The organism is Micromonospora sp. KC213 (assembly GCF_004348325.1).
Lineage (GTDB): Bacteria > Actinomycetota > Actinomycetes > Mycobacteriales > Micromonosporaceae > Micromonospora.
Map to the genome: position 1 here is coordinate 1 of NZ_SMKF01000008.1, position 14,011 is coordinate 14,011.

Genomic DNA, 14,011 nt, shown 5'->3' on the forward strand with positions numbered 1-14,011 from the left:
TCCGGGTAGTGGGTCGCGATGTGCCGGATGTAGTCGGCGGGCAGGGGCCAAAAGCCGTCCGGGCCGGTGGGGTCGGCGCCGTCTGGACCGGCGATGAAACCGTCGAGGGTGGTGGCGATGTAGTACACCAGCTTGCGCAACAGGTGGCTCTCTTTCTGATGTTCGTGGCCGGGCGCCGGCCTGGGTGAGCGCGGGGAAATGTCAGGCGCTGTGCGGGGTGGCCCACTCGACGAACTGGATGATCACTTTGTTGGGGTCGGTAACCTGGAACAGGCGTTCACCCCAGGGTTCCTGGCGCAGTGGCATGGTGATCTCGACACCGGCGTCGCGCAGCCGCTTCTCCTGTTCTTCAAGGCCGCTGGCGAGGGTGAAGGCCAGGATCAGGCCACTGGCGCGCTGGTCGCGTTGTTCGGGCGGCAGGACCGGGATGCCTCGGGCGAGCAGGACGATATCGACCGCGTCGGGGCGGGTCAGCGACGCGAAGCCGTCGGCGGCCTGCTGGACGGTGTAGCCCAGGTGGGCGGCGAAGAACTCCTGGGAGGCGGTGACGTCGTCAACGGTCAGCGACACGGTGGAGGCGGTGAACTGCACGAGTCTCCTTGATGCGGTTGAGCGGGTCGGCAGCGTGGCGGCGGATCGGTCCGTGGCAAACTTGCAACGGACGTAATTATAGCCAGAGCCTCGAAGCGTGTCAACATAAAGATGCCATGAGGGTAAGATTGCCTCCATGGCCATCCCCACACCCGCCGCGACCACCGGGCTACGCGAGATTAAGAAGCAGGAGACTCGGCAGCTGATCTCCGACCACGCGACCCGGCTGTTCATCGCGCAGGGGTTCGAGCAGACGACCATCGCCGAGATCGCCGCAGCCGCCCGCGTGGCCAAGAAGACCGTCACCAACTACTTTCCCCGCAAGGAAGACCTGGCCCTGGACCACCAGGAGCAGTTTGCCGTCTCCCTGGCCGCCGCCGTCACCGCTCGGCGCCAAGGAGAGTCGGCGTTGGCCGCACTGCGCCGCGCGTTCGCCGACGCCGTGGCCGCCCAGGACCCCGTCGCCGGGTTCTCCGGCCAGCAATTCGCCCGAATGATCGCCGACAGTCCGACCCTGAGTGCCTGCCTACGCGGTCTGCACGACCAGCGTGAACACCACCTGGCCCGAGCCCTGGCCGAGGCGACCGGTGCCCACCCCGACGACATCACCGTCCAGACCGCAGCCGGCCTGCTGAGCGCCGTCCACCGTGTGCTGTTTCACCGCATCCAAACCCTCACCCTCGCTGGACACCCCAACGACCAGATCGCCCACACCATCGCCGCCGAAGCCGCCGAAGCCTTCAACCTGCTGGAACCCGCCCTGTCCAGCTACGGCACCGACTGACAGGCACATCCACACCTCGCCCCGATACCGACCCTTCACCAGCGCGCCTGCTGCACCACCGCGGCGATCATCGGCGGTGTCACCGGCACGATCAGCAACCCTGCCCTGGACGCCCCGCGCTGCGCTCAGGTGCGGGGCGTTCCCTCGGCGGGGCCGTCAGATCTGCTTGGTGCAGGTGATCACGATCAGGTCATCTGCGGCGAGTTTCGCGCCCGCCTTCGAGGACTGCTTCGTGACCGTCCAGTTCACCAGCAGCAAGACGACCTTGTCTTTCTCGTCCTGACTGCCGTACTGGATGTTCGTGAAGCCGAGTTTGCGGAGCTTGTCGTCGGCGACGGCCGCGTTCAGCCCTTTGATGTCCGGCATCGTGATTTTCTGCGGGGCGGCAGGGACGGTCGGTGCGGGCGACGGTGGGGGCGCGGCAGCCGTCGTCGGCGCCGGCTTGGGTAGGGCGGAGGCAGTCGTCGTGGGTGAGGGCTCGGCCGGGGTTGTGGTCGGGGGCGCGGCCGGTGAACTGGCCTCTACCTTCGCTGCCGCCGCTGGCGGTGACGCGGCCGTATCTGGCGTGCCGCCGCCGATGATCGCCGCGACGCCGGTGATGCCGCAGCACGCGAGCATCAGCGCCCCGACGGCGATGCCGATGATGGCGGGAGTGCCGAGCTTCCGGCGGGGCGTTGGCGGCGGCTGGTATGGCGGTTGTGGAGCGCTGTTGTCGTTCGGTTGCTGGTAGGTCACCGACGGAGTATGGCGGCAGGTACTGACGGCTGTCAGGGGCTGTTCGGCTCGTGAGAACGGCCCGTGTTCCGGCATTGGTCAGGTAGCCGACTGGTCGGCGGCTGCTGGAACGCCCGAGCGATGCGGTGTCCGACAAGCCGCTCGGCGACGCAGATCCGAGCCGAAGCGGCAGGCCGGCGTTAACGCGGTGTCATCTGTTGTCGTCCCGCTGTGTCGCCCGGCTGCGAAGACGCCGCAGCATTCTTCCGTCGACGAAGCCGACTTGGCGGGCGGCGGCTTCGGCGGTGGCACCGCGTTGCATCAGGTGTTCGGCTCGTTGCACGCGCAGGCTCTGCTGGTAGGCCAGCGGTGTGATGCCGGTGGCCTGCTGGAACTGGCGTGTGACCGTCCGTGGGCTGCATCCGGCCTCGGCGGCCAACACGCGAAGCGGAAGCCGCTCGGCGAACCGGTTGTCAATCAGGTTCTGCACGCGGTGGACGGCTTCGTCGAGGTGCGACCGGTAGCGCAGCACCGGGCTTACCTGGTCGTCGGTTCCGTCCCGCCACGAATGAGCGACCAGAGTGCGGGCCACGGTGGAGGCGGTGCTGGCGCCATGACGCGCGCTCAGCAGGTGCAGTGCGAGGTCCGTGGCGCTGGCCGCGCCAGCGCATGTGACCACTCGGTCGTCGGAGACGTACAAGACGTCCCGCACGACCGTCGCAGCTGGGTATCTTCGGGCCAGTTCCTCCTGGATCGTGTGGTGCGTTGTACAACGACGGCCATCGAGCAGACCCGCTCGGCCAAGCGTATCCGCTCCTGCGCACACGCTGGCGACCGTGCCGCCGGCCGCATGGTGCGCCCGCAGGCGCTCTGTGGTGGCGGTGTCGATCATCCGGGTAGGACCACGCCATCCTGGCACGATCAGCAGGTCTTTGCGGTCGAGGTCCGGCCACTGCGTGTCCGCGGTGAGCGCCACTCCCTGCACCGTCGCCACTGTGGGCTGCTCTGAGACATAGGACAGGGTGTACGCAAGTCCGATGTCCGCAGCCACGGAGAACACTTGCGCGGGGGCGGCGATCTCGAGCAGATGCACGTCCGGGACCAGGAGGAACACGACCTTGGGCATCGTGTCGTCAGCCTCCGCTGGTGCCGGTCAGGTCCGCCACCGTACGGACGGCGGCGAAACGCCCACTGAGCACATACTCGGTGCGCTGCCGAATCTGCCGAACGCTGAGTGAGCCGTCGCCTTCCGGGTGGGGAATCGGGCAGGTCGCGGTGGCGTCAATGGCGAACGTCACGTCGAATCCCAGGTCGGAACCAATGCGGGCGGTGGTCTCGCAGCACTGCTCGGTCTTGATGCCACAGATGGTCAACCCGCGGATACCGCGCTGGGTGAGGTGCTGGTGCAGGCTCGTCGTGGTGAAAGCGTTGTGTGAGTTCTTGACGAGCAGCGGTTCGTTGTCACGCCGGTCGAGACCGTCCATCAGGCGTACGAATCCCTGCTCGGGATCGAACACCGTGCCCGTGCCCGGTCGCGAGCCGAGGATCCAGACGATGTAGTCGCCCCGTGACCGCGCCCAGCCCGCGAGATGGTTGACCTTGCCGACGATGTTCGGCTCGGAGACGAGGTGCCAGTCCGCAAGGTGCTGGAAAGACTCCTGCACGTCGATGATGACAAGTGCGTTCTTCATGGCCCAAGGATTCGTGTGATGGCGCGAGACGTGTAGGCATGAGCTGGTCAACCAGTGGGCCGATTGTGACACGTCGAGTGCTGGTCTTGACTTTCGCGGTTATGTCAGGCGGTGGCTCAGGCCAGTTGGATCGCGACGAGGACACGGCGGAGCTCCACGATCATGTCTGTATGTCTGAGTTCGGCTCCACGGGTGCCCGTACATCTGGGATCAGCCGCTGCGGTGGATGGGCAGGCCAGGGCCCGAGAGCAGGCAGTCCCTCCGCTGCCGCCGGTGAGATGGCGGGCGTCCGTCCAGCCAGCCAGGCCGCCAGGTCGCGCACCCGCCCGGTGACCACCGTGCCCGGCGCGTTGTCGACGGACCACTGGTGGCGCACATCCTCCGCGCGCACGCACGTCCCTGCCGGAAGTCGGCAGAGAAGGAAGTCGACGGCATGGCACGCCAGTTCCTCGGGCCAGTCGTCCGGCCGCACGCCGAGATCCAGGTCGAGCATGTGGATCCACACCTCGCGCCAGCGTGCCCAGACCGTCGCGGCGAGGTCCGCATTGCGGAACGTGACCGGCCTTTTCCAGTCCTCATCGCCGGCGCGTGCCCATGCTGCCTCCAGCTGGGCCGTGCGTCGGGCGAGTTCGGCGCGGTGCTCGGCGGCGCTGCGGCTCGCGGTGGCATCGATGATCGCATTGCGCTCGTCCGTTCCACCGTCGTAGCTCGCGACGAGGTCACCGCGCAGGGCGTGCTCCGCGAGACGGGCGAACATCCTCGCGTTGTCGGTGAGGTGCGCGAGTACGTGGCCGCGCGACCAGCCCGGAAGGGCGGACGCTTCGGCGACCTGGCGGTCGGTTAGTCCCGCGACGAGCTTCTCCAACGCGCCGTGGGCTTCGATCACTGCTGCGACAGGAGGCTGCATGAGGTGCCCTTTCTACGAGGCAGCGGTCTGGTTTCACGACAGCCGGGGGTCAGCGTCGCGAGTTCCTCGAGGGGTTCCGCGCTGAGCCGGCACACCGTCCGCTCGTCCAGCAGTTGCCGTGTCCCGCGCCACGGGCGTGCGGGCGAACGCCGGCCGCCGGTAGAGCTGTCCGCCGCGGCGGACGACACCTGGACGATCGTCCGCCGCCACCTCGCCGAAGAACACGAGGAAGGGCTCTCCACGTGGCCGTCGGAGTTTGTCGGCGCTGCCGGTGACCGTCGGTCTGGCCGTGCAGAACGAGTTCAGCGCGTGGTCATGGCCAGGCGTAGCCCCAACGCGACCAGCACGGCTCCGCTGATCGCGTCGACGCGACGCCGGATCCGTGGTCGGCGGAACCAGGCTCCGGTGCGGCCCGCAACAGCGGCCAAGGTGAGGTAGAACGCCGTCTCGACGAGCACCTGCACCACGGCCAGCAGCGCGGTGGTGGCAAACAGTGAACGATGTGCCGGAATGAACTGCGGATAGAACGCGATCATGAAAAAAGCGGCCTTGGGGTTGGCGAGCATCACCACTGTTCCTTCGCCGAAGGCCCGCCACCACCCCCGTCGGCTCACCGACGGCGTGATCAGGGCTTCTGCGTCTGACTGTTCAACCCCCCGGTGGGTGCGGCTGCGCCACACCGTGCGCCAGGTCTTGATGCCGAGGTAGACCAGGAACACCGCACCGACAACGCGAAGCACGACGAACGCCACCTCGGAAGCTGCCACGAGAGCGGCCAAGCCGGCACCGGCAGCCAGTGCCCACACGTACAGGCCCGCTTCGAGTCCCAGGACCGTGGGCACAGCCGCCCGCCACCCGCGAAACGCCGCCTGCCGGAAGATCAAGATCATTGCCGGCCCCGGCGACGCCGAGATGAGCAGCACAGCGATCACGAACGCGGGTAGCAATGCGAGAAGATCCATCAGCCGATCGTGTCAGCACCCGATAGCCCGTTCAACTGCTTACCTACAAGGGTCGGACCCGGGGCTGCAGCGACGACGACCGTGCTCGGGGAGCGCGGCGACCGGTTCGTCCCGCGGGTAGTCGCACATGGACTTGACGGTCTGGCCGGACGTGGACAGGTCCACCAGACAATGTCGGTACGCACCGCAAACCCCTGCTCGTCCCTTCAGTGATCCCCGCCAGCAGCCCAACCGGCCCGACCAACGACATCCGCCGGCCTTGGCCCGCGCCACCAACTGCTGAGCGAACGTCACCTCCGCCGAAGCTGAACACCGTTTTCTGTCTGACGCAGCTGTCCCGGCGCGAATGATCTCCTTCCGGCTGGGCGAGACAGAGTCGCAGCGGTTGCCGGGGTAGCCTGCGGAGACGCGGGGTGTGGCTCTCATAAGGTGATGAGCGGCTCGGCCTGGTAGGCGCGATGAAGCAACTCGACGAAGGACGGCGCATCAGGCAGGGTTACTGCGCCGATCCGGTGTACTGCCACGCCGGGCGTCCATGAGTTCATGACCACCGCTCCGGCGAGTGCCGGCAGGTCGGCAGGGGTGACTTTCTGGACGCGTTGGGAAACGCCGAGCTGTTCCAGCTGCCGGCGGACGATGCCCATTGTGGTCCCGCTCAGCATGCCGGCTTCGGGCCACACCACGGTGGTGCCGTCCCAGAACGCCAGGTTCCAGATCGATCCCTCGCTGAGCCGACCCTGGCGGTCGACGAAGGCGACGTCGTCGAACCCCTCTCCCGCGGCCTGGCGAAGGAGGTACGTCTTGGCCGGCTCACCGACGTGCTTCACGGCCGAGAAGAACCGTTCGTGCTCGACGGCCGCGAGAGCCAGCGGGCCCTGCGGGCCGGACGCGGCCGGTCCTGTGCGGACCAGTACCTGCGGCTCGACACCGGGCCCAGCCACGGTGAATTCGCCCGCCGGCGAGTACACCGTCGCCAGCAACGACATGTCGGCGGGACCGGCCTCCGACGCCGCTCGCAGATGGGTCCGCACCCGGTCGTCCGGCAACGCCTGACCGAACAACTCGACCGACGCCCGCCGCAACCGCTCCAAGTGCAGGTCGATACCGCGGACCCCGCCCCCACGTACCTGCATGGCGGTGAAGTGGGCGTAGCCCGCGAAGGCAAGCGGTGCAAGCTCTTCGGCGGTCGCCGCCCGACCATTACGGTGCACAACAAACGAAGACATGCCAGTAACGTAGAACCTGACACCAATGTGAGATTCAAGCACAGATGGCGGAGATCACATGACGATGCGGGTCGGAGACCTGGCGCGACTGACCGGCGTGAGCCCCCGACTGCTGCGCTACTACGAGGAGCAGGGACTGCTCACCTCCCACCGGGTCAACGGCGGTCACCGTCGCTATGACGCCGATGCCCCCGTCGTGGTCGGTCACATCCGAGCCCTACTCGCCGCAGGATTACCGACCAACGTCATCCGTGACGTACTGCCCTGCGTCCAAGGCCCCGGCCCGGAACTGGAGCACTGTGCGGCGCCGACACTGCAGCAACAGCTTCGTCGCTTGGACGGCAGAATCTCCACCCTCCACAACGCCAGGGACGCCCTCACCGATCTCCTCACCAACGCCACCTCACCGACGCAGTCCTGACGCGGCTGCTCGAGTCGGCCAGGACCGGGCACCCTCCAGGCGCTGCCCACGGCGGCAGCGGCCAGGTGCGCGACGCGGCCAGGGCGGGTGAGGAGCCGGCGAGTGCGCGTGCCGGCCTTGTCGGCGTCCGGCAGGGCCACAACCGCTGGTCGGTGACCTACGGTCTGCGCCCGGGCGAGATCCACCTGCGCAGCGTCACAGGCGCGGAGCCGCCGGTACCGCCTGCCGGTCAGCGGTCGTGCCGGTGGGCCGGCGACCGGGGCGATCCCGGCATCCGGCCCACCGTGCCCCTCGGTCAGCGCCGGCCCGGCTCGAAGGTGTAGTCCACCCCGCCGACGTCGAAGCTCTCGCCGAGCCTGCGCGCCGGGCCGACCTGGACGACCTGGAGGGTGTACGCCTTCTGCAGCGTCTCACCGGTGGAGAAGCTCAGCTTCACCACGGGCCGCTCCTCCGGCTTGATCAGCAGGCCCTTGATCTGCGCCTTGTACGGGTCGACGACCTGCACGGAGGTCCTGCCGACCACCTGGACGCCCTCACCCTGCCCACCGGCGGCCCGCCAGCGCTCGAACAGCTCCGGCCCGAGGTCGGCGACGATCTTGGCCCCCGGGACCGGCTCGCCGAGCGGCCGGAACGCGAGGTCGAACGGGGCCGGCTCGGCCAGGGCGTTCGCCAGAGCGAACGGCCGGTCGCTGACCACGCCGCCGACCGCCGATACGGTGTTGGCGTTCTTCCAGGCGATGTTGTTGTTGTACTGCGTGTTGATGGAGGTCGCGGTACCCTCGAACAGCATCGGGTCGGTCGCCGACTCCCAGCGCAGCAGCAGGCAGAAGTGCCCGAGGGAGGGCACGTTCGGCCACGCGATCGACGTCGTGGTGACCCCGGGCGCGACCGGCAGGCTCTTCGAGCCGATCGGCGTCCAGTGGATCGGCCAGTTCGCGCCGCCACCGGAGGTGGTGTAGTACGCCTTCAACGTTCCGTTGCTGATTCCGGAACCGTACGGGCCGTTGTTCCGCAGGTTCACGAAAATGTGGCTCGTCGATCCGATGACCGGGTTCGTGTGCGCGGCGCACTCGATCGCGGTGGGGCAGATCTTGATGTCCGGGCTGTTGAAGAACGAGGAGTAGATGGCGCCGTGCGGTTCGAATCCCGTGTCCGACGAGATGTCCTTGATGTAGACGTCGGTGCGGTTGTTCACGGCCATGCCGCCCTTGTCGATCGCCGCTGTGGCGGTGCCGCCCACGGAGAACGCCAGCGCGGCGGTCATCAGGACGCCGAACAGCAGGCGGGCCGTACGCCGCGGGCGTGGACGTGCCAGCGCGATTTTCATGCCGATTCCTTTCGACAGGTGGTGGGTCGGGTGACAGAGAATTGTTCCGGTGACCCGGCTTGACAACTGTATGGCAGAGGCTGCCGTAAATAAAACGGTCGAAACTGTCGATTGCTCAAAAGGCGTCCGTATTTGCCGGGGAGGTAGCAATTCCCGGATGCAGCGGAACGTGAATATGAGAATCAGGCGTCGACAGGTATCAAAGACGGTGGACCCGCCTCCTGTACACCCAACCGCCGCCCCGCCCGCGCGATCGCCGCCGGCCCGTACGCTGGGTGGCCGTGAGGCAGACCCTGTTCGGCCGGCCGCTGCGCAGCGTGGCCTTCGACGTGGCGGTCTCCGGCCTCGTGGTGCTGGTCGGCCTGTCCGGGGCGCTCAAACCGCCTGGCGGCTGGTGGGCCACCGGGGTCGGGGCGGCGATGGCCGCGACCCTGCTGTTCCGGCGTACCCACCCCTCAGCGGTGACGGCGGTGGTCGCCGTGCTCGCCGGAGTCCAGGTGGCTGCCAGCTGGGGACCGTTGGCTTTCGACGTGGCCGTGCTGATCGCCCTGTACAGCGTGGTGAAGTACGCCGACCGGCTGCGCGACGGCATCGTCGCCGGTGCCGTCGCCGCCGTCGGCGTGGTGCTGGCCGCGCTCCAGGTCGAGAACGCCGTGGCCTGGTGGGCCTCGGCGATCTGGTTCGCGCTGGTCACCGGCGCGGTCTGGCTGATGGGGCTGAACGTTCGCACCCGCCGGCTCTACGTGTTCAGCCTGGAGGAACGCGCCGCGACGCTGGAACGGGAGCGGGAGGCCGAGTCCCGCGCGGCGGTGGCCCAGGAACGCACCCGCATCGCCCGCGAGCTGCACGACGTGGTGGCGCACAGCATGGCTGTGATGATCGTGCAGGCCGACGGGGCCCGCTACCTGTTCGACCGGGATCCGCAGACCGCTCGGGAGGCGGTGCGGGTGGTCGCCGACACCGGCCGGCAGGCGCTGGAGGAGATGCGCCGCCTGGTGGGAGTGTTGCGGGAGACAAGCGGCCCCGAACCGGCGGCCGGGCCGGACGGGGCGGGGCCCGCGGGGCTGTCAGCTGAGCCGGCGCACCGGCGGCCCGCGCTGGTGGAGCTGCCCGAGCTGCTGGACCGGTTCCGTACCGCCGGGCTGCGCATCGACGCGACGGTCACCGGCGAGCCGCCGGTCCTGCCGCCGGGGCTGGAGCTGACCGTGTACCGGGTGATGCAGGAGGCGCTGACCAAATGCCCTCAAGCACGCCGGGGCCGGCGCGACCGTCGCGCTGAGTCTCGCCCACACCGCCGACGCCGTCGTGGTCCGAGCCGTCGACGACGGGCGCGGCCGGCCGGTGCTGCGCCCCGCGCCGTCCAGCGGCCACGGCCTGATCGGCATGCGCGAGCGGGTGACGGTGTACGACGGCAGCCTCACCTTCGGCCCGAGGACGGCCGGGGGGTGGCAGGTCGAGGCGCGGCTGCCGCTACCGTCGAGCACGGCGACGGAGGTGGCGGCATGACGGTCCGCGTGGTGATCGTGGACGACCAGGCGCTGGTGCGCGCGGGTTCCGGATGGTGCTGGGCTCCCAGCCCGACCTGACCGTGGTCGGCGAGGCCATCAACGGCGCCGACGCGTACGGCGCCGGCCAGGCCCGGGTCGTCGCCCTCGACGGCGTCGACCTCGACTTCGTCGCTGGCCGGTTCACCGCCATCATGGGCCCGGGACGGCTCGGGCTGGTCCTGGCGGTCGCGGCGCTGGCCGCGTCCGTTCTGCCGGCCCGCCGTGCCCTCGCCCGCCCGATCGTGGCGTCCCTGGGCGCGGATTGAGAAGGAGGGGCCCCGGCAATGCTCTCGGCGAAGCAGGGGCCCCTTCCTGACGCCGGCCGCCCCGCCCGGGCGTACCGGGCGCCGGGCGCAGAGGAGCCGGGAGTTTGTGACGGTTGCCGCAGCGTTCCGTCGCGCACCAGCGCCGGGCGCGCCCACCCGTGGAGCTGGCGGCCGGGCAGCCGGCCGACGACGACCACGCTACTCCGCGTTCTCGTACCGGAACTCGGGTCGGCTCCAGCCGCGAATGCAGCCGGATTGTCCCGGCCGCGCCGGTCATTCCTGCGCGATGGCCCGCAGGACGTCCGTGCGGGCAGCCCGGACGGCCGGTAGCGTCGCGGCCAGCACGCCGATCACCACGCCAGATGCGAGGTAGGCGGCGAGGAAGGTCCACGGCAGCGCCAGCTCGGTGATGCCGTCGGCGCGCAGCGCCCGCGCCACCGCAGCGCCGAGTCCCGTGCCGACGACGACCCCGAGCAGCGCGCCGAAGATGGAGATTGCCACCGCCTCCGCGGTGACCAGCTGCACCGTCTGTCCGCGGCTGAGACCCACCGCGCGCAGCAGGCCGAGTTCCCGGGTGCGTTCGAGCACCGACAGGGCCAGTGTGTTGACCACGCCGAGCGCTGCGATCAGCATGGCGACGCCGAGCAGCACCTGCAGCAACGCCAGGACGGTGCGGAAGACGCCGGTGGCGATGTCAACGAAACCGGCCGGATCGGTGACCACGGTTTCGGGACTGTCCGCCAGCAGCGATGTCACCTGAGCGCGTACGTCGGCGTCGGACGCGCCAGCGGCCAACCGCACCAGCCCGGTGGAAGGCTGCTGCCGTGACAGGTCCGGCACCACCGAGGCGGGCATGAGCCAGCCGCCCGACCAGTCGCTGCGGTAGGTGCCGACCAGGGTGAAGGTGCGGCTGCGGCCACTGGCGAAGGTGATTGTCACCGGGGAGCCGATTTGCAGGTCGAGGTCGGCAGCGGTGTCGGCGTCCGCGACGACCTCGTCGGGTGCGAGTGGGCCGAGGGAGCCGGCCACGTGTTCGACCTTGACCGTCGACCACCACGCGGGGATGTCGTCGACCGCGATGATGCTGGTGCGACCACGGGCGGTCAGTGCCAGGTCGTCGTAGACGCCGGTGGCGGCGGCGACGCCAGGCAGTGCCCGGATCCGGTCGAGGATGGCCGGATCGAAAGTCTGCGGGCGACCGGTGCTCGTGGGCTCGGTGAGGATGAGGTCGGCTCGGTAGTAGTCGGCCGCCGTGCCGTGGAAGCTCGCGGTGGCCGAGGTGAGCACGACGTTCACCGCGGTGACCAGCGCGATGCCGACCATCAGCGCCGCCGCGGTGCTCGCGGTACGACGCGGGTTGCGGCCGGCGTTGAGCCGTCCCAGCCGTCCGGGCGGCGACCAGGCGAACAGTCGGCCGATCAGGTTCACCGCGGGCCGCGCGATGAGCGGGGTCAGCAGCGCCGCGCCGACGAAGCTCGCCAGGACGCCGCCGAGGACGGTGCCCAGCGGGATGTCGTCGGTGCCGTCGGCGAACGCGATGACGAGCAGGGCAACGCCGACGGCACCGATCACCGCGCCGGTCACGGTCAGCCTCGTGAGTGGACGGTCGACGGCTGAGATGGCGCGCAGCGCGGCCACCGGTGGTACGCGGGACGCGCGCAGCGCCGGTCCGAATGCGGCAACCACGGTGACCGCCAGGCCGAGCGCAACGGAGGTGAGTACCGCCGCTGGCGGGACGGTCGCCACGCTCAGGCCCAGGTCGCCGACAGCGGTGTTGCCGGCCAGCCGGGGCAGCAGCACGGCGATGCCCACGCCGAACGCGGCACCGGCCGCCGATGCGACGAGTCCGACCAGTACCGCCTCTACCACCACTGAGCCGATCACCTGTCGGCGGTGGGCGCCCAGAGCGCGCAGCAGCGCGAGTTCCCGGGTGCGCTGCGCGATGACCATCGAGAAAGTGTTGAGGATCAGGAAGACGCCGACGAACAGGGCGATCCCGCCGACAGCCAGCAGGATCAGGGTGATGGTGGCGAGGTCCTCCCGCGCCGACTCGGACTGGGTCGCGCGCAGCTCGTCGCCGGTGCGCACGACGACGTCGTCACCCAGGGCGCCGCGGAGTCGATCCCGCAGGACGGCGGGGGTGACGCCGGGGGCGGCGCGGACGTCCACCGCGGAGTACACGCCGGGCCGGCCCAGCATGAGTTCGGCTGCTACCGACTCGTGGAAGGCGATCTGGTGGGCGCCGCCCACACTGTCCCGGTCTCCGCGGTAACCGACGATGCCGACCACGGTGAACATCTGCTTCGGTCGTTGGGTGAGCACGGCCGCCCGGTCGCCGACCTGCATACGGGCGGCCCGGGCAAGTGCCGCGTTGATGGCGATCTCGTTCGGCGCCGTGGGTGCGCGGCCCGCCCGCAACCGGATCGACCCTCGCTCGCCGGTCCAGTTCGTGCCCAGTCGCGGCCGGTTGAAGCTGGTTCCGATCACCTTGCCGTCGGCCCCGACGAGCCGGGCGCCGTCCTCGCTGACCACGCCGGTCGCTGTGGCCACGCCCGTCACGGCGGCGACCCGCCGAACCAGGGCGGCCGGTACCGGTGTGGTGGCCGAGTCCTCGCCGATTCCGGGCAGCACCTGCCTCGCCGTCACCTGAACCTGGGTGTCCTCGTGCAGGCCGGCGTACAGGTCGCGGAGCGACCGGCCGAGGGTGTCGGTGACCACGAGCGCCGCCGACATGAAGGCCACGCCGAGCACGATGGCCAGCGCAGACAACAGCATCCGGAGCCGGCGCGAGCGCAGGCCGGCGAGGGCCGCCCGGATCACCGGGCCGCACCCTGGGTGTCCAGACGCTTCATCGTCTCGAGTACGGCGTCAGCGGTCGGGGCTGCGAGGTCCTCGACGACCGTGCCGTCGGCGAGAAAGATCACCCGGTCGGCGTATGCGGCGGCGGTGGGGTCGTGGGTGACCATCACGATCGTTTGGCCGAACTCGCGGACCGACCGGCTGAGGAAGTTGAGCACATCGGCGCCGGATCGGGAGTCGAGGTTGCCGGTGGGCTCGTCTGCGAACACCACCTGGGGTCGGGTGATCAGGGCACGGGCGCAGGCGACCCGCTGTTGCTGGCCGCCGGAGAGCTGGTCGGGCCGGTGACCGAGACGGTCGCGGAGGCCGACCCTGTCGACCACCGTGTCGAACCACCCCGGCTCGGGTCTGCGACCGGCGATCGCGAGCGGGAGCAGGATGTTCTCCCGGGCGGTGAGCGTGGGCAGCAGGTTGAACTGCTGGAAGATGAACCCGATCTGCTCGCGTCGCAGACGGGTCAGCGCGGCGTCGTGTAGCCCGGTGACCCGGGTGGCGCCGATGCGGGTCTCGCCACGGGTCACCGTGTCGAGGCCGGCCAGACAGTGCATCAGCGTGGACTTGCCGGACCCGGAGGGGCCCATCACGGCGGTGAACCGGCCGCCCGCGAGTGCCACGCTCACGTCACGTAGCGCGGTCACCTCGGCGGCGCCGCTGCCGTACACCTTCCACACATTGTCGGCCCGCACGGCCGGTTCGTTGGTTGTGGTCACGCCCAT

13 protein-coding genes and 1 pseudogene are annotated in these 14,011 nt (G+C 69.6%); 4 read left to right on the forward strand and 10 right to left on the reverse strand.

The annotated features are described in order from the left end of the window. Positions 1-201: 201 nt before the first annotated feature. The gene (locus E1166_RS03735; RefSeq protein WP_132335780.1) at positions 202-591 is read right to left on the reverse strand and encodes a VOC family protein; all 390 of its coding nucleotides are present in this window, start codon (positions 589-591) and stop codon (positions 202-204) included. A 136-nt stretch (positions 592-727) separates the two neighbouring features. Here E1166_RS03735 and E1166_RS03740 point away from each other — a divergent pair, with 136 nt between their 5' ends. Beyond that, positions 728-1,375: a TetR/AcrR family transcriptional regulator gene (locus E1166_RS03740; RefSeq protein WP_132335782.1), complete on the forward strand. Its 648-nt coding sequence runs from the start codon at positions 728-730 to the stop codon at positions 1,373-1,375. Positions 1,376-1,531: 156 nt separating this feature from the next. On the opposite strand, the gene E1166_RS03745 is transcribed toward E1166_RS03740, so the two are convergent. The 6 genes from E1166_RS03745 to E1166_RS03770 all read right to left on the reverse strand — a co-directional run bounded on the left by E1166_RS03745 (position 1,532) and on the right by E1166_RS03770 (position 6,917). Beyond that, positions 1,532-2,110 carry a PASTA domain-containing protein gene (locus E1166_RS03745; RefSeq protein ID WP_132335784.1) on the reverse strand — a complete coding sequence of 193 codons (579 nt, stop codon included), beginning with the start codon at positions 2,108-2,110 and terminating at the stop codon, positions 1,532-1,534. A gap of 190 nt (positions 2,111-2,300) precedes the next feature. Next, positions 2,301-3,215, reverse strand: a complete 915-nt coding sequence (locus E1166_RS03750; RefSeq protein WP_132335786.1) for a DJ-1/PfpI family protein — start codon at positions 3,213-3,215, stop codon at positions 2,301-2,303. Between the two features lie 7 nt (positions 3,216-3,222). Next, positions 3,223-3,831, reverse strand: coding sequence for an isochorismatase family protein (locus tag E1166_RS03755; protein ID WP_243710133.1), 609 nt, complete (start codon positions 3,829-3,831; stop codon positions 3,223-3,225). Between the two features lie 109 nt (positions 3,832-3,940). Further along, a complete protein-coding gene (locus E1166_RS03760) occupies positions 3,941-4,666 on the reverse strand; it encodes a maleylpyruvate isomerase family mycothiol-dependent enzyme (RefSeq protein ID WP_207913990.1) in 726 nt (241 codons plus the stop codon). 323 nt (positions 4,667-4,989) lie between these two features. After that, the gene (locus tag E1166_RS03765; RefSeq protein WP_132335790.1) at positions 4,990-5,649 is read right to left on the reverse strand and encodes a LysE family translocator; all 660 of its coding nucleotides are present in this window, start codon (positions 5,647-5,649) and stop codon (positions 4,990-4,992) included. Positions 5,650-6,071: 422 nt separating this feature from the next. Continuing rightward, the gene (locus E1166_RS03770; protein WP_243710134.1) at positions 6,072-6,917 is read right to left on the reverse strand and encodes an aminotransferase class IV family protein; all 846 of its coding nucleotides are present in this window, start codon (positions 6,915-6,917) and stop codon (positions 6,072-6,074) included. A 16-nt stretch (positions 6,918-6,933) separates the two neighbouring features. Here E1166_RS03770 and E1166_RS03775 point away from each other — a divergent pair, with 16 nt between their 5' ends. Then, positions 6,934-7,296: a MerR family transcriptional regulator gene (locus tag E1166_RS03775; RefSeq protein ID WP_243705971.1), complete on the forward strand. Its 363-nt coding sequence runs from the start codon at positions 6,934-6,936 to the stop codon at positions 7,294-7,296. A 295-nt stretch (positions 7,297-7,591) separates the two neighbouring features. On the opposite strand, the gene E1166_RS03780 is transcribed toward E1166_RS03775, so the two are convergent. Next, entirely contained in the window at positions 7,592-8,623 is a 1,032-nt protein-coding gene (locus E1166_RS03780; RefSeq protein WP_132335792.1) for a hypothetical protein, read from the reverse strand. Positions 8,624-8,898: 275 nt separating this feature from the next. On the opposite strand from E1166_RS03780, the pseudogene E1166_RS03785 reads away from it, so the two are divergent. Next, positions 8,899-10,129 (forward strand): annotated as a pseudogene (locus tag E1166_RS03785) (sensor histidine kinase). 52 nt (positions 10,130-10,181) lie between these two features. Continuing rightward, the gene (locus E1166_RS31780; RefSeq protein ID WP_243710135.1) at positions 10,182-10,436 is read left to right on the forward strand and encodes a hypothetical protein; all 255 of its coding nucleotides are present in this window, start codon (positions 10,182-10,184) and stop codon (positions 10,434-10,436) included. Between the two features lie 273 nt (positions 10,437-10,709). Here E1166_RS31780 and E1166_RS03795 read toward each other — a convergent pair whose 3' ends face one another. Beyond that, positions 10,710-13,256, reverse strand: a complete 2,547-nt coding sequence (locus tag E1166_RS03795; protein WP_132335796.1) for an FtsX-like permease family protein — start codon at positions 13,254-13,256, stop codon at positions 10,710-10,712. Then, positions 13,253-14,011, reverse strand: a complete 759-nt coding sequence (locus tag E1166_RS03800; protein ID WP_132335798.1) for an ABC transporter ATP-binding protein — start codon at positions 14,009-14,011, stop codon at positions 13,253-13,255. The genes E1166_RS03795 and E1166_RS03800 overlap by 4 nt, the downstream gene beginning before the upstream one ends.